The sequence below is a fragment of the Synechococcus sp. CB0101 genome, from assembly GCF_000179235.2.
Classification (GTDB): domain Bacteria; phylum Cyanobacteriota; class Cyanobacteriia; order PCC-6307; family Cyanobiaceae; genus Vulcanococcus.
Genome location: NZ_CP039373.1, coordinates 860017 through 876995, shown reverse-complemented (window position 1 = coordinate 876995; position 16979 = coordinate 860017). Strand labels below are relative to the sequence as shown.

19 protein-coding genes are annotated in these 16979 nt (G+C 64.6%); 6 read left to right on the top strand and 13 right to left on the bottom strand.

All coding sequences use genetic code 11. The annotated features are described in order from the left end of the window. Positions 1-42: 42 nt before the first annotated feature. The 9 genes from CB0101_RS04770 to CB0101_RS04730 all read right to left on the bottom strand — a co-directional run bounded on the left by CB0101_RS04770 (position 43) and on the right by CB0101_RS04730 (position 6231). A complete protein-coding gene (locus tag CB0101_RS04770) occupies positions 43-492 on the bottom strand; it encodes a phosphate-starvation-inducible PsiE family protein (protein WP_010306787.1) in 450 nt (149 codons plus the stop codon). A 74-nt stretch (positions 493-566) separates the two neighbouring features. Further along, entirely contained in the window at positions 567-2252 is a 1686-nt protein-coding gene (locus CB0101_RS04765) for a SulP family inorganic anion transporter (protein WP_010306790.1), read from the bottom strand. Between the two features lie 82 nt (positions 2253-2334). After that, positions 2335-2994 carry a Na(+)/H(+) antiporter subunit B gene (locus CB0101_RS04760; RefSeq protein ID WP_010306793.1) on the bottom strand — a complete coding sequence of 220 codons (660 nt, stop codon included), beginning with the start codon at positions 2992-2994 and terminating at the stop codon, positions 2335-2337. Continuing rightward, on the bottom strand, positions 2991-3491 hold the full coding sequence (locus CB0101_RS04755; RefSeq protein WP_010306797.1) for a hydrogenase subunit MbhD domain-containing protein: 501 nt from the start codon (positions 3489-3491) through the stop codon (positions 2991-2993). The genes CB0101_RS04760 and CB0101_RS04755 overlap by 4 nt, the downstream gene beginning before the upstream one ends. Continuing rightward, positions 3488-3754, bottom strand: a complete 267-nt coding sequence (locus CB0101_RS04750; protein ID WP_010306800.1) for a monovalent cation/H(+) antiporter subunit G — start codon at positions 3752-3754, stop codon at positions 3488-3490. Before CB0101_RS04750 ends, CB0101_RS04755 begins: the two co-directional genes overlap by 4 nt. Next, a complete protein-coding gene (locus CB0101_RS04745) occupies positions 3751-3999 on the bottom strand; it encodes a hypothetical protein (protein WP_010306804.1) in 249 nt (82 codons plus the stop codon). The genes CB0101_RS04750 and CB0101_RS04745 overlap by 4 nt, the downstream gene beginning before the upstream one ends. Next, the gene (locus CB0101_RS04740) at positions 3996-4403 is read right to left on the bottom strand and encodes a sodium:proton antiporter (RefSeq protein ID WP_246833823.1); all 408 of its coding nucleotides are present in this window, start codon (positions 4401-4403) and stop codon (positions 3996-3998) included. The genes CB0101_RS04745 and CB0101_RS04740 overlap by 4 nt, the downstream gene beginning before the upstream one ends. 11 nt (positions 4404-4414) lie before the next feature. After that, positions 4415-5875, bottom strand: coding sequence for a proton-conducting transporter membrane subunit (locus CB0101_RS04735; RefSeq protein WP_010306816.1), 1461 nt, complete (start codon positions 5873-5875; stop codon positions 4415-4417). After that, positions 5872-6231, bottom strand: coding sequence for a cation:proton antiporter subunit C (locus CB0101_RS04730; protein ID WP_010306819.1), 360 nt, complete (start codon positions 6229-6231; stop codon positions 5872-5874). The genes CB0101_RS04735 and CB0101_RS04730 overlap by 4 nt, the downstream gene beginning before the upstream one ends. Before the next feature lie 141 nt (positions 6232-6372). Here CB0101_RS04730 and CB0101_RS04725 point away from each other — a divergent pair, with 141 nt between their 5' ends. Genes CB0101_RS04725 through CB0101_RS04710 form a run of 4 tightly spaced genes read left to right on the top strand, consistent with a single transcriptional unit; the run spans position 6373 to position 10870 of the window. After that, positions 6373-7719: a cation:proton antiporter gene (locus CB0101_RS04725; RefSeq protein WP_029552869.1), complete on the top strand. Its 1347-nt coding sequence runs from the start codon at positions 6373-6375 to the stop codon at positions 7717-7719. A gap of 18 nt (positions 7720-7737) precedes the next feature. After that, entirely contained in the window at positions 7738-8586 is an 849-nt protein-coding gene (locus tag CB0101_RS04720; protein WP_043717297.1) for a DUF6671 family protein, read from the top strand. Between the two features lie 48 nt (positions 8587-8634). Next, entirely contained in the window at positions 8635-9765 is a 1131-nt protein-coding gene (locus CB0101_RS04715) for a DUF389 domain-containing protein (RefSeq protein WP_010306829.1), read from the top strand. Between the two features lie 19 nt (positions 9766-9784). Beyond that, entirely contained in the window at positions 9785-10870 is a 1086-nt protein-coding gene (locus CB0101_RS04710) for a calcium/sodium antiporter (RefSeq protein ID WP_010306833.1), read from the top strand. On the opposite strand, the gene CB0101_RS04705 is transcribed toward CB0101_RS04710, so the two are convergent. Together CB0101_RS04705 and CB0101_RS04700 are read right to left on the bottom strand one after the other, a co-directional pair. After that, positions 10857-11081, bottom strand: a complete 225-nt coding sequence (locus CB0101_RS04705; protein WP_010306835.1) for a hypothetical protein — start codon at positions 11079-11081, stop codon at positions 10857-10859. The genes CB0101_RS04710 and CB0101_RS04705 overlap by 14 nt on opposite strands. Positions 11082-11167: 86 nt before the next feature. Further along, complete coding sequence (locus tag CB0101_RS04700) at positions 11168-11383, bottom strand: DUF4278 domain-containing protein (RefSeq protein ID WP_010306839.1); 216 nt, start codon at positions 11381-11383, stop codon at positions 11168-11170. A 367-nt stretch (positions 11384-11750) separates the two neighbouring features. Between CB0101_RS04700 and CB0101_RS04695 the strand changes: the two genes are divergently transcribed. Together CB0101_RS04695 and CB0101_RS04690 are read left to right on the top strand one after the other, a co-directional pair. Next, positions 11751-13214, top strand: coding sequence for an ammonium transporter (locus CB0101_RS04695; protein WP_029552870.1), 1464 nt, complete (start codon positions 11751-11753; stop codon positions 13212-13214). Between the two features lie 87 nt (positions 13215-13301). Further along, positions 13302-13625 carry a hypothetical protein gene (locus CB0101_RS04690; protein WP_029552871.1) on the top strand — a complete coding sequence of 108 codons (324 nt, stop codon included), beginning with the start codon at positions 13302-13304 and terminating at the stop codon, positions 13623-13625. Here CB0101_RS04690 and CB0101_RS04685 read toward each other — a convergent pair. Both CB0101_RS04685 and CB0101_RS04680 read right to left on the bottom strand, forming a co-directional pair. Beyond that, entirely contained in the window at positions 13586-16348 is a 2763-nt protein-coding gene (locus CB0101_RS04685; RefSeq protein WP_010306846.1) for a cation-translocating P-type ATPase, read from the bottom strand. The genes CB0101_RS04690 and CB0101_RS04685 overlap by 40 nt on opposite strands. 117 nt (positions 16349-16465) lie before the next feature. Further along, complete coding sequence (locus CB0101_RS04680) at positions 16466-16894, bottom strand: Rrf2 family transcriptional regulator (protein ID WP_010306847.1); 429 nt, start codon at positions 16892-16894, stop codon at positions 16466-16468. Positions 16895-16979: the final 85 nt, after the last annotated feature.

Genomic DNA, 16979 nt, shown 5'->3' with positions numbered 1-16979 from the left:
TCCGTTTGGCGTTGTTGTTCATTAACCCCATGGATTGCAGGGTTAGGAGGCCTGGGCAGGCTTGTCATCACGGCGCGCCCAGCGCACCAGCCAATAGGCCGCGGCTAATCCCACCACGATCACGCCGAAGCCGGCCATCAGGGCCGGTTTGTTTTCCGTGCCTGGGGGCAGCACGATCACCTTTCGTGCCACCGCCGTGAGCGCTGTCAGCAGCACCAGCTCAATTTGCACCACCTGATCGCGCAGGTAGGCGGTCACGTTCTGGAGCACTTCAAGCGCGATGAAGATCAGCAGCAGACGATCCAGCAACTTGATCAAGCTGCCGTCAAACCAATTGGTTTCTCGTTGCACCAGCCCCACGCCGGTTTCCACCAGGAGCTCCAGCGCGGCAAACCCCACCACCGCCGCCAAGAGCAGCGCCAGCAGCTTGGCCAGCTGGCGCTCGTAGCTGTGAATGGCGGAGAGAAACTGCTTGTCGTCGAAGAGCTTCATCGGCTGGGGAATACAAACAACGCATGAAAAAAGGGCATCCATGCTCTGGATGCCCTGGGGGAGATGGCCGGACCTCAGGCCAAGCCCGCCACGGCCTTCTGCAGGGCCTCGCTGCGGCCGATGCTGGTGCGCTCGCTCGGCAGCTTTTTGTAGAGGCCGAGTTTTTCGAGTCGTCGTTGGGTGGTGCCCGTGGCGCCCACCACAAACACCTCGCGGCCTTTTTCGATCGCTTCTTCCACGGCGTTTTCCACCGCCAAAGCTGCGGTCACGCCCAGGTGCGAAACCTCGGTGAGATCAAACACCACGGCTTTGCACTCGCCAATGGCGTTGTGCTCGCGGCCGATCGCTTTGGCCACTCCGAAGATCATCGCGCCGTTGAGCTGGAACAGCAGCACCTGGCCGCGGCCCTGATCGAGCAGGCGGCGCTCGTCATCACTGATGTCGAGATCGCCATCGCCGGTGCTCACCGACTTCACGCTCTTGCTTTGCAGCTCACTCATCTTGTCGATGGTGAGGATGTTGGCGATGAACACGCCGATGCCCACGGCGGCGATCAGATCCACCAGCACGGTGAGGGCGATCACCAGATACATGATCAGCGCGCCGCTGATCGAGATGCGGTGGGCGCGCTTGATGAAGCCCCAATCCACGATGTCGACACCCACCTTCAAGGCGATGCCGGCCAGCACGGCTTGGGGAATTTGAGCAGCCACGCCGGTGAGGGCGAGGATCACCACCATCAAGATCACGGCGCGGCTGATGCCCGAGAGGGCACTGCGTCCGCCCGATTGGATGTTCACCACCGTGCCCATGGTGGCGCCGGCGCCAGGCAAGCCACCAAACAGGCCCGACACCAAGTTGCCCAGGCCCTGGCCGATCAGTTCTTTGTTGGAGTTGTGCTCAGTGCGGGTGATGCTGTCGGCGATCACCGCGGTGAGCAGGGCGTCGATGCAGCCGAGCATGCCCAGCACCGCTGCGTCGATGAGCATCTTGCTCAGATGCGGTAGGTCGAAATAGGGGGTGCGCAGCTGGGGGAAGCCCGAGGCGATCTCACCAATGCGGCGGATCTCTTCGCCGCCACCGCTCAGCAGTGTGAGCGAGAGGATCGTGCCGATCACCAGCGCGATCAGCTGGGGGGGGGCGATCTTCTTCAGCTTGGACGGAGTGAGCCAGAGGATTGCCAGGGTGATCACCGCCAGCACCACCTCAGCGGGACGGGCGTTGGCGATCAGCTGAGGGAGGGCCTGCAGGGTGCCCATCACACCCCCTTTGGGGATGGCCTGACCCAGGAAGGGGCCGAGCTGAAGAATGATCAGGATGAAGCCAATCCCGCTCATGAAGCCCGAGATCACCGTGTAGGGCATCTGGGTGATGTAGCGGCCCAGCTTCAAGAAGCCGAAGGCGATCTGGAACACACCCGCCAGCATCACCACGGTGAAGGCCATGGCCAGGCCGTTCTCAGGATCGCCGGCTGTGAGGCTGGCGATCACCGCCGTCATCACCACGGTCATCGGACCGGTGGGCTCCGAAATCAGCGTGGGCGTGCCGCCGAACAGGGCAGCGAATAGGCCCACCAGCACAGCGCCCCATAGACCCGAGGCAGCGCCAGCACCGGAGGCCACACCGAAGGCCAGGGCCATCGGCAGGGCAATCACAGCGGCGGTGACGCCGCCGAACAGATCGCCCTTGATGTTGTTGGTGCTGATGTGATTCAGCAGCCGTAGCGGTGAGCGCCCGGGGGGGGCCGAGGCGGAGGTCATCGCAACAGAACAGGGTTGGCGCGGAACCTTAGGGGGTGTGCGCGGGATGTGGGTGAGGTTCTGCCGTTACGGCGCTGGTTGGTTAGAGCAGGCCGCGATGGCGCACCAGGCGCTGCACCATCGCCCAGGAGCCGAGGGTCACCTTGAGGGCCACCAGCAGGTTGAGCACTGGAATCCAGCCCCCGCTCAGCAGGCTGCCGTAGGTGCCAGATGGGGGTTCCAGGCCCAGCAGGGCGATCAGCGCCATCACCAGGAAGCCCACCACGGCCGCCTTCTCCCAGAGATCGGCGCGGTACTGCTTGTAGAGCCGCTCGCTCCGATCAGCGCCGCCACTGATCAACAGCAGGCCGATGCCTGATCCGCCGGCTACTCCTGCCGCAAAGCCACCACCGGGCGTGAGATGGCCCCGCAGGGCCAGTTCCACGGCCACCAGCGCGGCAATGGTGGAGCCCAGTTCACAGAGCACCTGAGATGGTGGGTCTTCGAGGGCTCTGATCTGTTTGCGCTCTGGATCGGCGGCCAGCACCAGGCGCACGCCGATGGCCGCCAGGGTGAACACCACCACCTCGGCCACCGTGTCAAACAGGCGGGTGTGCAGGATCACGCCCGACACCAGGTTGGGAACCTGGGTTTGTTCGGTCAGTGCGGTGATCAGCGGGCTCAGCTCGCTGCTGTTGGGTAGGGCGCTGGCCAGCGGCGCCAGAAACAGGGCGATGGCCGACAGTAGATAGAGCCAGGTCATGGCTGGGCCTCCGCTGCGAGTTGCAGGACCCCACCGCTGGCACACCACTGGCCGTAGCCCTGGCTCGCCTGCAGCTTCCGGTAGAGGGGGGCTTGCAGCAACACCAGTTCGCCGTTGTCGTTCAGCCAGCCATGGTTCTCGCCCGACTGCCAGCGCAGGCGCAGATGCAAGGGGGCAATCCAGGCACTGAGCTGAAGATCTTGGTTGGGGTTGGGGGCTGATCGACGGTCCTCCAGCCGCAGGGCCATCGAGGAGCGCAGGGCAACGGCGTAGAGCGTGGTGGAGAGCAGCGTGCCCACCAGGGCCTCGGTGAGGGCCACGTCCGGAGCGCCCAACAGGGCGTAGAGCAGGGTGGCGACCGAGCCCAGAATCCCGCGTAGCACCAGGGTTTGGTAGGGGTTGCTCTGGCTGACCAGCAGCAGTGCGGTGATCGGCAGCAGTGCGGTGATCGGCACCAGTAGATCGAGTTCGCCGCTCAGGCTGAGGGGAGGATTCATCGCTTGAGCTCCCCTGGCTGAGAGCAGCGGGCCAGCACGTAGCCAAAGATCGTGTTCCACACCACCAGGCCCAGCAGCGCCAGCGCCAGTAGGGGCCATTGGGCGGGAATGCGCAGCAGCAGCCCCAGCAGCATCAGGCCCGAGCCCAGGGTGTCGGACACCGAGAGCTTGTGCAGCTTGCTCAGATAGCTGCGCTGCTCCAGCAGCGGCCAGGTGCCCCAGAACCACAACATCAGGCCTGCGCCCAGCAACAGCAGGCTCACGACTCCACCTCCCGCAGCAGGTTGGCCAACAGCAACATGCCGGCATTGCCGGCGCTGAGGCTGATCGCACCCACCAGGCCGAGCATCCAATCGCCGCGCAGCACGGCCACCACCATCGTGATCAGCGCCACCTTGGAGGCGATGCTGCCGAAAGCGGCCATCCGGTCCCACACGCTGCAGGGGCGGCAGACCACGGCGATCGGAATCAACAGGGCCAGCACCATGCCCCAGAGCAACAAGGTCATGGCTGCACCTCCCGGGATGGGCGGCGTTGAGGGCGCAGTTGGTGAATCCTGTACGACGGGCCGCTTTCGCCTGTGCTGAGGCCGAGCACGATCGTGAACGGTGTGAGTGTGATGGCGAACACCTCGAGAAAAATGAGCAGCCGATGGCGGGGATCGCCGGCGGGCCGCTCGATCCAGCGCTCCTCCTCTCGATCGCCGCAGCTGATCAGCGCAAGCGCTTCGCCATAGGCCAGCGGCACGGCGATCAAGCTGCGAAGCAGGGCCTTCAGGGTGGGTTTCAGCGGATGTTGGGGACCCCGCGCGTGGGGCAGCACCAAAGCGATCGCCAGGCCGATCGCCAGGTTCATGGCACTCAGATCGGCGGTGAGCAAGGCCCAGAGCAGCAGCCGAAATGCACAGCTCAACAAAAACGCCATCAGCTCAGCTCCCTTCCGATCGACAGCAGCAGGCCAGCGCCCACCAGGCCCAGACCCCCCACCAGATCAGGCAAGCGATCGAGGGAGGGCAGCGCCCGCGCGGCCGGCTGCCGCAGCGGCTCGAGTAGTTGATCGAGTGCCAGGCCCAATCCCAGCAACAGCAAGCTCACAAGCCAGCCGCTGTTGAGGGAGCGGAGCTGCAGGGCACCGCCCACCAGCAGCGGAAGCAACAGCATCCAGGAGCCCCAGAGCCCGCTGGTGCTTGAACCCTGCGAGAGCAGCGGTGCCCGGCAGAGACGGCAGTACACCGCCACGCTGCCCACGGATAGAACCGTGATCGCGGCCGCAAGCGTTGGCGAGACGGCTCCCTCCAGTTGTTTTTTGGCGGCGTAACCCAAGAGGGGGGCTAGCCCAGCGATGGAGAACGCGCCAGCCCCCAGGGTGAGCAGCAGAGGCCACGGCAGCGGTTGCTGTCGCCAGCTCTGCAGCGAACGTGTGGGCCACTGCCTTGCGGTGAGGAACAGGCTGCTTTTGGCCAGGCCGTGGCTGAAGGCCAGCAAACCACCGGCGGCCGGCGAGAGCAGCACCAGGCCCATCTGGCCCAAGGTGCTCCAGGCCAGGAGGCGTTTGGCATCTCCCACTCCCAGTGCATAGATCAGGCCGAGCGCAGCACTGGCCAGGCCAATGGGCATCAGCAACTCAGCGATGGCGCTGTTGAGCTGCTCGAGCCGTAGCAATGGAAGGGCGCCGCCACCCACCACCACTCCGGAGAGCAGCGCCGACACCTCCGCCGGCGCCTCGGCGTGGGTACGGGGCAGCCATAGGCCATTGAGAAATACCCCGGCTTTGGTGAGCAGGCCCACCAGCACCAACACCAATGGAGCTCCGGGGAGGAGTTTGGCCAGGGCATCGAACGCAAAACTGCCCGATTGGGCGTACACCAGTCCGGCGCCCATCAGGTAAAGGCCCATCGCGGTGTTGCCCACCAGCAGATAGCGCAGGGCGATCCAGCCAGCATTGGCGCTCTTGCCTTGCAAGATCAGCAGAAACGCGGCGATTCCCACCACCTCAAGGCTCACGTAGAGGCTGATCAGATCGGTGGTGAGAAAGCTCGTGTTGAGGGAGCCCAGCAGCACCAGCAGCAACATCCAGCCCGTTCGATCCCATCCCTGCCGCCGCGCTTCGTTCCACACCGCCAGGCACACCAGGCCATTGAGCAGCACAAACCAACCCGCCAGCGGCTCCAGGCTCAGCTGCACGCCGAACTCGCCAATCAGTTGCAGGGGCCTGGCGGATTCCGTGAGCAGGGCTTCGGCTCCCACCAGGGCTGTGGCACTGCAGCACAGCAGCACCAAGCCATGGCTGAGCGAGGGCAGGAGCACCGCCAGAAAGGCAGCCAGGTAGGGGACCAGCAACCAGGTGGTCAGCAGCGCATCAGGGCTGCTCCAGCTCAGCGTCATGGCTGATCGGTGGGTTCAAAGCTGGCGGCATCCAGGCTCGGATCCATCCGAGCCATCTGGGTGATCACCACCAGCAACAGTGCCTGAATCGAGAGCCCGATCACGATGGCCGTGAGGATGACGGCCTGGGGGATGGGATCGGCGTAGTCGCGTGCGAGGAGCTCGCCGGAGCGGGGCAGTATTGGGCTGCGCAGGCCTGATCGAGCCGCCAGCAGCACAAACAGGGCCACAACAGCGCTGCCCATCACATCCATGGCGAGCACCTTGAGAAACAGGTTGCGGCGCAGCAGCAAGCCTGCAAATCCGGCCAGGGCCGCCAGCAGGATCAAGAGCTCCAGCAGTCGGATCGGTGCCATTCAGGCGTTCCAGTGGCGGGAACTTAGGCACCCCACTCCCCAGCCTGGGTGGGTTGGGCCTGAAGCAACGCAGATTCTTCGACACGTCACCCAGAACCCCCTGAAGCACCCCTATAACCAGCTGCCCGTTTCAGGCCGTTCATGCTTCCCCCTTTGGCGCTGATCGCTGAGATCAGCCCCCATCAGCTGGAAGTGGCGGAAACCCTCCTTCAGGTGGGTCGCTTCCTGGTGATCTTTCTTGCGGCCCGTGCCATCGCCGAGGTGATGGTGCGGCTCCAGCTGCCCACGATCCTGGGGGAGTTGGTGGCCGGTGTCTTGATCGGGGTGTCGGGGTTGCATCTGATCGTGCCGCCCGACACGCAGGCGCAGATCAGCGATGCCCTCCTATCGCTGCTGGGCTCCCTGGCTGAGATCCGCCCCGAGGAGGTGGCTGAGATCTACAACGAAACCTTCCCGAGCCTGCAGGCTGTTTCTCAGATCGGTCTGTTCGCCCTGCTCTTCCTCACGGGCCTGGAAAGCGAACTGGATGAACTGGTGGCCGTTGGCGTTCAGGCCACCACCGTGGCGGTGGCGGGAGTGGTGCTGCCCTTCGCTCTCGGCACTGCGGGCCTCTACTACCTCTTCCACGTGCCGTTGATTCCGGCGGTGTTTGCCGGTGCGGCGATGACAGCCACCTCCATCGGCATCACGGCCAGCGTGTTTGGCGAGCTCAAGTGGCTCAAGCGCAAGGAGGGCCAGATCGTGATCGGCGCTGCCGTGCTCGACGACATCCTCGGCATCGTGATCCTGGCTGTGGTGGTGGCGATCGTGGGCGGCGGCAGCTTCAGCATCGGCCCGGTGATCAAGCTGGGCCTGGCTGCCGTGGCGTTTGTGGCGGTGGCGCTGGTGCTGAGCCGCAAGGCAGCTCCGGCATTCGATTGGGTGGTGGATCAGCTCAAGGCCCCTGGCGATGTAGCCGTGGCCAGCTTTGTGGTGCTCACCCTCTGTTGTTTCTCGGCCCAGGCCATCGGATTGGAAGCGGCCCTGGGTGCTTTCGCTGGCGGCTTGATCCTCAGCGCCTCCAAGCACACCCACGACATCGAAGCGGCGGTGAAGCCTCTGGTGGCGCTCTTCGCCACAGTGTTCTTCGTGTTGATCGGCACGGGGATGGATCTCTCGGTGCTCAACCCCCTCGATCCCGCCAACCGCGAAGGCCTGATCGTGGCGGCGTTCCTGTTGGCCGTGGCCATCGCCGGAAAAGTTGCAGCCGGCTGGAGCTATCTCAGCCCTGAACCCACCAATCGTCTGGTGGTAGGGCTGGGCATGATGCCCCGCGGTGAGGTGGGTCTGATCTTCCTGGGTCTGGGCAGCCAGGCCGGCATCCTCACCCCGGCGCTCGAAGCTGCCATTTTGCTGATGGTGATCGGCACCACCTTCCTGGCTCCGATCTTGCTGCGGGTGGTGATTCCCTCAGAACCCGAGCCGCTGGCTCAGCAGATGCCGTCCTGAGGCTCTGCTCTGGTGTTGATGCCCTCTCCGTATGCCACCGCGCGGATCGCTTTGGCGACCCGCCACGGCAAGGAGCGGGCTCTAGCCCTGCCGTTTCGCTGGGGCCTGGGCGCCGAGCTTGCGCTGTGCCCCGCCGATACCGATCAGCTGGGCACCTTCAGTGGTGAGATTCCACGCCTCGCGGATGCGTTCTCCACTTGCAAGGCCAAGGCGCGCTTGGGGATTGAGGCCAGTGGGCTGCAATTGGGCCTGGCCAGTGAGGCGAGCTTCGGCCCCCATCCCGCCATGCCGATGCTTGCGGTGGGCCAGGAGTTGCTGCTGTTTCTCGATCAGGAACGGGATTTGTGTGTGGTGGAGCAGCGCCTCGAGTGGCGCACCAACTACAGCCAAACCGTGCTGGAGCCGGATCAGTCGGTTGAGGCCTGGCTGGCGCAGGTGCGCTTCCCTTCCCATGCGGTGATTGCCCGCCCGGCCATGGCGCAGGCTGGCGAGTTGTTCAAGGGGTTGCACACGGCGGCGGCGCTGACCGAGGCCATCAGCCGTTGCCGAGCGGCAGACCCCGACGGGCGGGTGTGGCTCGAAACCGATATGCGGGCCCATTGCAACCCCACCCGCATGCGTTCGATTCGCCAGTTGGGACTGGCCCTGGTTCGGCGCTTGCGCTGCCCATGTCCGGAGTGCGGAACTCCTGGTTGGGGGCTGCTGGACACGCTGCCGGGTTTGCCCTGCTCCGACTGCGGCACGGCCACGGAACTCAGCTTGGCCGAGATCTGGGGCTGCCAGCAGTGCGGCGCTCGCCGCGAGCAACCCCGGCGGGATGGGCTGCAGCGGGCCGATCCTGGTCAGTGTCCGTGGTGCAACCCCTAGCCCGATGGGGCGGATCCGTCATCCTGGGCTGAGCCGAGCCCATCGCTGATGGCCGAACCCACCAGCCTTGCCTCCCTGGAGGCCGGCTTTGAGCGGGAGGCCCGCCTCGATGAGCCGTTTGTGGTGCTCACCGTGGCGGCGGGCCTGATCGCCACCCTGGGCCTGCTGGCCGACAGCGCTGCCGTGGTGATTGGGGCGATGTTGATTGCCCCCTGGATCCTGCCGCTGCGTAGCGCCTCCTTCGCGATCATCGATGGGCGCCTCAACCTGGCGGGCCGGGCTCTGCTCACCCTGGCGGTGGGGGTCACGATCACCATCGCCCTCTCCGCCGGCTTGGGTTGGCTGGCGCGGTTGCCGGTGCTGGGCGATGAGGTGCTGCGCCGCACCACGCCCAACCTGCTCGATCTCGGGATTGCGTTGGTGGCTGGCTCGATCGCCACCTACGGGCGCCTGCGCCAGGAGGCGGTGTCGTCGATCGCTGGCACCGCCATTGCCGTGGCCCTGGTGCCGCCGGTGTGTGTGCTGGGCCTGCTGCTCTCGCTCCAGCAGTGGGGGCCGGCGCGCGGGGCGGCGCTGCTGTTTGCCGCCAACCTGCTGGGCATCCTCTCCGGGGGCCTACTCACCCTGGTGGTGAGTCAGGCCAGCCTGCGTCAGCAGCTCTGGCGCAGCCGCATCGGTTTGGTGAGCCTGCTGCTCACGGGTCTGCTGCTGATACCACTCACCACCAGCTTCCTCAGCCTGGTGGCTCAGGCGCAGCGCCGCGTCGCCTTGCAGGAGGTGGAGCGCGCCATCACCGAAAGCCTGCGTCAACGCACGATCACCCTCGGCAAGGATTCCGAGCTCACCAGCGTTTCGATTGATTGGAATCAGAACCCGCCGTTGATCAAGGCGGCGGTGAGTGTGAGCCGGCCGAATTTGCCCACACCGAAGCAGGTGGCGGCCGTGCAGGACTTCATTAATAAGCAGCAGAAGTTCAACTACCGCCTGTTGGTGCAGCGGGTGTCGATCGATGTGATCGGTCCGGAGGCCGCCCCCAACCCCGAGCCGGCCAGCAGCGAGGAAACGGTGGGCAAACCCCTGCCGATCCCCGCGTCGCCTCCACCACCGCTGCCGCCACTGCCCCCTTTGCCGGCCGATCAGCCCCCTGCAGACAACAAGCCGCCGCTGCCCGACAATTGATGCATGTGTTGACCGCTACATGCCCTACGCCCTGAGTGCGTTTCAGATCGTCGCCGGCATCCTCTTGCTGTTCGGCGGCGGTGAGCTGTTCGTGGCCGGATCGGTTGCTCTGGCCTTGCTGCTGGGGATTCCCCAGATCGTGATTGGCCTCACGGTGGTGTCGCTGGGGACCAGCGCCCCAGAGCTGTTTGTGAGCTTGCTCTCCACCCTGCAGGGCGGCCCCGGTGGAGATGCGATTGCTGTCACCAATGTGGTGGGCTCCAACATCTTCAACGTGCTGGTGGTGTTGGGAGCCAGCGCGGTGGTGATGCCGCTGCGGGTGAAAAGCCGTTTAGTGCGGCGGGATGTGCCGTTGCTGCTGGGGGTCTCGATGGCCACCTGGGGTATGGCCTCCGGCGGGCGGGTCACCTGGATTGCGGGCTTGGCTTTGCTCACCGCCCTGGTGATCAATCTGGTTTGGGAGACACGCACCGCGTCCGAAGAGCCTGAGTCAGCGAGCGAAGAGCTTGATGACGATGCCCGATCCTCGACTCCAGTGGCGGTGGCCAAGTTGGCAGCTGGCCTGGGCCTGCTCGTGCTCGGCTCACAGGTGTTGGTGAAAGGAGCGATCACAGCGGCCCAGGGCCTTGGTGTGAGCGAAGCCGTGATCGGCCTCACGATCGTGTCGGCGGGTACGTCGATGCCGGAGTTGGTGACCTCCCTGGTGGCGGCTTACCGAGGCAAAGCGGATCTCGCCATCGGCAATGTGGTGGGCAGCAACCTGCTCAACCAGGTGGCGATTCTTGGGGTGTGTGGTCTGGTTTCGGGTTCGGATGGCCTGTTGGTGGATCCTCTGCTGATCTCCCGCGACTTTCCGATCATGGTGGCGAGCACCCTGGCCTGTTTACCGATCTTCTGGAGCGGTGGAGTGATCAGCCGGCAGGAAGGGTGGGTGCTGCTGGGGCTCTACGTGCTCTATCTCACGGAACAGGTGCTTCACAGCACCGCCTCAACAGGATTGGATCAGTTCCGTTTTGTGGTGCTGGCGGCGGTGGTGCCGCTGGTGCTGGTGTTCGTGGCCTGGAACACCTTGGAGTGGCGACAACGCCGACTCAAATCAAACTGAGCCTTGCCACATTGAGGCCCGCTTCGATGGCATCACTGCAAAGGTGATCGCAGCTGTCAGCTTTGAGGCGCACGGCTCCGGTGCAGATCAGATCCCAGCTGCTGGTTTCGAAGTGGGTCTGAAGCCACAGCATGCCCATCACCGAACGAGGCAGAAGCTGGTAGCTGTCGCCCTTGGCCGTAAGGCTGAGGTCGGTGCCGTGGCGATCCATGACCAACAAAAAACCTCCCCCTATTGGAGGGGGAGGTGGAGCGGGCTGTCGTAACAACAGCCACTGAATGGGGCTTTGGCTTGACGTCAGCCCTGATTGACTTGCTGGGAGGCTTCGGCCTGGCGGTGGTGGTAGGTGTGACCGCGGTACTGCAGTTCCACATCGGTGTCCACCGGAGCTGCTTCGTGGCGCAGGGGGGCGTCGTAGTGCTGGCCGCGGTAGGCGTGATCCACGGGTTGAGCGCTGGGCTGTTCGTGGGCGGCGTTGTCGTAGCTGACGCCGCGGTATTGGAGTTTGGTCATGGTCGTGGGCCTCGAAGGGTTAAAGGAGGGTCTGGGAATCAGACGGGTCCGCTTCGTGGGAAGGAGCGTTGCTTCGCCTCGCGGTGGGCTACTTCCGGTGAACCAGGGCCCAGGGGCGGCTCACCCAACGTTTTGTCCTTCTGAAGTGATTATGCCGAATCAAGACTGTTCATGGTGAACAAAACGGCAATTTCTTTACAGAACGATGATTGTGAATGTGCTTGCGTGAGCATTGATTGCGCGCATCCATTGCCGTGCCGAGGGAAGTTATGCGGCGTTTTGTAGCGGCGGTAACAATCTGGGGAGCCGCGATCGCGAATGATCTCTACCAATGGCGGATAACCGCCATCACCAACCAGCGATTCTTATGACTGTTGCCTCGCCCGCTTCTCGGCGCCGGCCGAGAAGTTTGCAGGAAGCGAGTCTGTTGGAGGCTCCCGAGCTGCTGCTGCGCAAAGTTCGTGGCCTCTCCTCCAACCGCACGCTCACCTGGCTGGCCTGTGTACCCATCGCACTGATGGGTCTGGGCTTGTTCAACCTGGCCGCCCATGCTGCTGAGCTTCCTGAGCTCAACGCTGGCTTCCTGGCCAACAACATGTTCCTGTTCGTGTGCGCCGTTCTGGTGATCTTCATGAACGCAGGCTTCGCCATGGTGGAAGCCGGCATGTGTCGCCAGAAGAACGCCGTCAACATCCTTGCCAAGAACCTGATCGTCTTCGCCCTGGCGGTGACGGCTTACTGGTTCATCGGCTACAAGATCATGTACAACGCCGACTGGGTGATCCCCGGTTGGTTCAAGTTCGGCGGTCTGTTCTTTGACCCCACCGTGACCCCTGAAATGGTCACGGATGGTTCGCTGGTTCCCAGCATCGACTTCCTGTTCCAGGCTGCCTTCGCAGGCACCGCCGCCACCATCGTTTCCGGTCTGGTGGCTGAGCGGATCAAGTTCGGCGAGTTCGTGATCTTCTCGCTGGTGCTCGTCGGCATCCTCTACCCGATCTCGGGTTCCTGGCAGTGGAACTTCCCCGATGACGCTGGTCTGGGCGGTGGTTGGCTGTCCACCCTCGGTTTCATTGACTTCGCCGGCTCCACCGTGGTGCACTCCTTCGGTGCCTGGGCTGGTTTGGTGGGCGCCATGCTGCTTGGCCCTCGCATCGGCAAGTTCGTGGATGGCAAAACCCAGGCCATGCCTGGTCACAACCTGGCTATTGCCACCCTGGGTTGCCTGATCCTCTGGATCGGCTGGTACGGCTTCAACCCCGGCTCCTGGCTGGCCATGGGTCCTGAAGTGCCCTACATCGCTGTCACCACCACCCTCGGCGCTGCCGGCGGCGGTATCGCTGCCACCCTGCTGAGCCAGTTCACTGGTGGCAAGCCCGACCTCACCATGACCATCAACGGCATCCTTGCCGGCCTGGTGGGCGTGACTGCAGGTTGCGACGGCTTCTCCATGCCCGCTGCCTGGGTGGTTGGCTTCATCTCCGGCATCCTCGTGGTGTTCTCGGTGGCCTGGATTGACGGCCTCAAGATCGACGATCCTGTGGGCGCCTTCTCCGTCCACGGCACCTGCGGCATCTGGGCCACCCTGGCCGTGGGTCTGTTCAACGTCGACAAGGGTCTGTTCACCGGCCACGGCTTCAGCCAGCTCGGCATTCAGATCGTGGGTGTGCTGGCTTACGCGATCTTCGCGGTGGTGAGCAGCTTCATCGTCTGGTCGATCATTGGTGCCATCTTTGGTGGCATCCGCGTCTCCGAGAAGGAAGAGGTCGAAGGCCTCGACATCGGTGAGCACGGCATGGAGGCCTACCCCGACTTCGCTTCCGCCAAGTGATTGTCGGCTCCTGCTGATTCCCCCAGCCCGCCGTAAGGCGGGCTTTTTGCTGGTCTGGCATCCTGAGGCCGTGTTGCCGGCTTCAGCGTGGCCTGCCCCAGCTGTGGTGCTCGCCTGGCGGCCGTGTCAACGGAACCGCCGATTCGTTTGATCTGCGCTGGCTGCGGACGTCCACTGCCGGTGAAGCCCGGCTTGCCGGCGTACCGCTGGCTTCAGCTCAATCTGCGCCGCTGGATCCTGCTGTTGATCCTGGTGGTGTTGCCGCTCTTGATCATCACCGTTTCACCCTGGAGTGAAACCTCCACGAGCCGCGAGGGACGGCCCCGCCTTGGTCGCGTGACCACGGGGCGGGTGCTGCAGAAGCGCTCAGCTCAGCAATCGGCTCCGGAACGACGGCGCCAAAGGCCATAGAGCTTGTCGAGTTCGAGATACAAGAACAGCAGCAGGCTGAAGCCCACGCAGATCAGCAAATCGTGGGCACTCAGGGCTGTGGTGCCGAAGAAGCGTGCCAATGGCGGCACGTAGAGCAGCAACAACTGCAAGCCACTGGTGCAGCTCACCGCCACCAAGAGCCAGGGATTGCTGAAGGCGGGCACCTGGAGCAGTGGTTTGTCGCTGCGGGCGGAGAGGGCGTGCCCCATCTGCGCCAGGCAGAGGGTGGTGAACACCATCGTGGGCCAGGGGGCACCCGCCCGGTTGGCCAGCAGCATCATCAGAATCACCAGGGAGGCAAACACCACGCCGATGCGCAGGATGTAAGCCCCCAGGCCGCGCGCAAAGATCGATTCCCCCGGTTGTGCCGGCGCGCGTTGCATCAATGAATCGTCGCCAGGCTCCAAGGCCAGGGCCAATGCCGGCAAGCCGTCGGTGACCAGATTCATCCAAAGAATCTGCAGGGGGGTGAGCGGCACTCCCACCAGGCCCAATAGAGGTGCTGATCCGATGGTGATCAGTTCGCCCACATTGCTGCCCAAGATGTATTTCACGAAGCGGCGGATGTTGGTGTAGACCAACCGCCCTTCTGCAACGGCCTTCACGATCGTGGCGAAGTTGTCGTCGAGCAACACCACATCGGCGGCTTCCTTGCTCACATCCGTGCCCGTGATGCCCATGGCCACGCCGATGTGGGCCTGCTTGAGCGCGGGGGCGTCATTGACGCCATCGCCGGTCATCGCCACCACCTCCCCATTGGCCTGCAGCGCTTTCACGATGCGCAACTTCTGCTCCGGGGCCACCCGGGCAAACAGGTTGCAGCGGCTCACCACCTGCTGCAGCTGAGCTGCATCGAGCGCTTCGAGCTCGCGGCCAATGAGCACCTCGCTGTCGGCATCGGCCATCCCGATCGCCATCCCGATGGCCCGAGCGGTGAGGGGGTGGTCTCCAGTGATCATCAGCGGCCGGATGCCGGCTTGCCGGCAGGTGGCCACGGCGGCGGCCACTTCAGGTCGCGCCGGGTCGAGCTGGGCCATCAGGCCCAGCAGCATCTGTCCTTGGAGACCTTGGCCTGGGCTTGGGTGATGGGGAGCGCAAGCAAAGGCCAACACCCGGAGCCCGGCGGCGGCCAGCTCCAGAGCCTGCTCCAGCCACCACTGCCGCTGCTCAGGGCTCATCGCCACCACGCCAGCGCCATCCACCCAGTGATCGCACAGGCTCAGGATCACTTCCGGAGCCCCTTTGCTGATCAGCAAGCGCGTTGAGCCGGCGGCGCTGCTGCCCAGAGGTGCCTGGAGTGTGCCGCGGGGATCGTCGATCCAAACCGCCATCAACTGCTCTTCAGCGCTGAAGGGGATCTCGGCGCTGCGGCGGTAATGGCTGCGCAGCTCGAAATCATCAATCCCGGCCTTCAGGGCCACCACCGAGAGCGCTCCCTCCGTGGGATCCCCCAGCACCTCCCAGCCGCCATCGGCCTGCTGGCGATGTTCCGCATCGCTGCAGAGCACCCCGGCTTGCAGCAGCAGGGTTTGCACAGCTGCCGAGCAACCCGGTTGCGCTCCGGGCGGCGGCGGCAGCGCATGGGAGCGGAACTGGCCCTCGGGCTCATAACCCTGGCCTGAGACCTCCACCCCATGGGTGCCCACCCGCAGCTGCTGCACCACCTGGCGGTTCTGGGTGAGCGTGCCGGTTTTGTCGGAACAGATCACCGTGACCGAACCGAGACCCTCCACCGCCGGCAGCCGCCGGATCAGGGCAGCGCGGCGCACCATGCGCTGGGTGCCGATGGCGAGGGTTACCGTGATCACCGCCGGTAGGCCCTCCGGCACGATCGCCACTGCCATGGAGAGCGACACCTCCAGCAGGTTGAGCAGGGGCTGACCCAGGAGCCAGCCCAGCAACACCACCACGGCCACGAGCCCCAGGGCTCCGCCCACAAGGGCCTTGGCCAAGCCATCGAGCCGCTCCTGCAGGGGTGTGCTTTCCCCGCCGGCCGTGTTGAGCATGGCGGCGATCTGGCCCAGCTCGGTGTGCATGCCGGTGGCGCTCACCACGGCTACGCCTCGGCCGCGCACCACTTCCGTGCCCTGAAACACGCAATTGAGCCGCTCCAACACTGGTGTGCCGGGCTCCAGCGCCAGTTCGGCCTGCTTGAACACCGCTGCCGCTTCTCCGGTGAGCGCCGATTCCTGCACGCCGAGATCGGCCACCTCCAGGAGGCGAGCATCGGCAGCGATCCGGTCACCGGCTTCGATGCGGATGAGATCACCCGGCACAAGCTGCTCGCTGGCCAGCCGCTGCCAGAGCCCATCCCGGCGCACCTGCACCAGGGGCTGCGCCAGGTTGCGCAGCGCCAGCAGGGCCTGTTGCGCCTTGCTTTCCTGCAAATAACCCAGCAGGGCGTTGAGCAACACGATCACCAGGATTGCGATCGCATCCTTTGGAAAGGCCTGCTGATGCAGAGCTGTGGCGCCTGAAACCGCGGCCACGGCCAGCAGCATCAGCAACATCACGTTGCTGAACTGATCGACCAGGATCATCCAGCTACTGCGACCCGCCGAGAGCTGCAACCGATTGGGCCCATGGCGCCCCTGCCGCTCTCGGGCCTCATCGGCTGTCAGTCCAGCCTGGTTGCTGTCGAGGGCCGTGAGCGCTGCCTCAGTGGCGAGGCTGTGGCAGCACGTCGGCTCAGCTGCTGCCATGGCTGGATCAGGTCGCGGTGGATCGCATGATCTCGTGAATGCGCCTCAGGCAGCCGTGTTTCAACGCTAGGGAGGCTGTTGCCAAACGGCTCAACGCCGCCTGCCGCGATGACGCCTTCAGATGAAATACATGGCCTGGGCCTGCAACCTTGCATCGCGGTCGTGTTGGAGGTCGGCCAGGGTGGTGGCGGCAAGGCGGGTGGTGCGCTGGCGGCGCAGCTCATCGGCCAGGGCGTTGATCACCTGTCGTTCGGGGCTGCCGCTGCTCGGATCGACGGTATTGGGTTCGCCTTCGAGGCAGAGGATCACCTCGGAGAGCAGGATCTGATCCGCCGCTTTGGCCAGTTGATAACCGCCTCGGGCCCCGCGGATGCTGCGCAGGATGCCGCTGCGGCGCAGGCTCGTCATCATCTGCTCGAGGTAGCGCTCGGGGATGGCTTGGCGGGCCGCGATCTCGCTCACTTGCAGCCGTTCGCCGCTGCCAGCCACATCCGCCAGCTCCATCAGGGCCAGCAAGCCATATGTGGTTTTGGCGCTGAATCCCAAGCGGGCTCTGCCGTGCTGCGTTCAGTTTGGCATTCAAACCACGGTAAGCGGGTCGGAAATAGGTGTTGGCCGGTCGGATGGCGCT

Coding starts and splice junctions, on each gene's coding strand:
- CB0101_RS04770 (WP_010306787.1), bottom strand. CDS start 492: ATGAAGCTCTTCGACGACAAGCAGTTTCTCTCCGCCATTCACAGCTAC.
- CB0101_RS04765 (WP_010306790.1), bottom strand. CDS start 2,252: ATGACCTCCGCCTCGGCCCCCCCCGGGCGCTCACCGCTACGGCTGCTG.
- CB0101_RS04760 (WP_010306793.1), bottom strand. CDS start 2,994: ATGACCTGGCTCTATCTACTGTCGGCCATCGCCCTGTTTCTGGCGCCG.
- CB0101_RS04755 (WP_010306797.1), bottom strand. CDS start 3,491: ATGAATCCTCCCCTCAGCCTGAGCGGCGAACTCGATCTACTGGTGCCG.
- CB0101_RS04745 (WP_010306804.1), bottom strand. CDS start 3,999: ATGACCTTGTTGCTCTGGGGCATGGTGCTGGCCCTGTTGATTCCGATC.
- CB0101_RS04735 (WP_010306816.1), bottom strand. CDS start 5,875: ATGACGCTGAGCTGGAGCAGCCCTGATGCGCTGCTGACCACCTGGTTG.
- CB0101_RS04730 (WP_010306819.1), bottom strand. CDS start 6,231: ATGGCACCGATCCGACTGCTGGAGCTCTTGATCCTGCTGGCGGCCCTG.
- CB0101_RS04725 (WP_029552869.1), top strand. CDS start 6,373: ATGCTTCCCCCTTTGGCGCTGATCGCTGAGATCAGCCCCCATCAGCTG.
- CB0101_RS04720 (WP_043717297.1), top strand. CDS start 7,738: ATGCCCTCTCCGTATGCCACCGCGCGGATCGCTTTGGCGACCCGCCAC.
- CB0101_RS04715 (WP_010306829.1), top strand. CDS start 8,635: ATGGCCGAACCCACCAGCCTTGCCTCCCTGGAGGCCGGCTTTGAGCGG.
- CB0101_RS04710 (WP_010306833.1), top strand. CDS start 9,785: ATGCCCTACGCCCTGAGTGCGTTTCAGATCGTCGCCGGCATCCTCTTG.
- CB0101_RS04705 (WP_010306835.1), bottom strand. CDS start 11,081: ATGGATCGCCACGGCACCGACCTCAGCCTTACGGCCAAGGGCGACAGC.
- CB0101_RS04700 (WP_010306839.1), bottom strand. CDS start 11,383: ATGACCAAACTCCAATACCGCGGCGTCAGCTACGACAACGCCGCCCAC.
- CB0101_RS04695 (WP_029552870.1), top strand. CDS start 11,751: ATGACTGTTGCCTCGCCCGCTTCTCGGCGCCGGCCGAGAAGTTTGCAG.
- CB0101_RS04685 (WP_010306846.1), bottom strand. CDS start 16,348: ATGGCAGCAGCTGAGCCGACGTGCTGCCACAGCCTCGCCACTGAGGCA.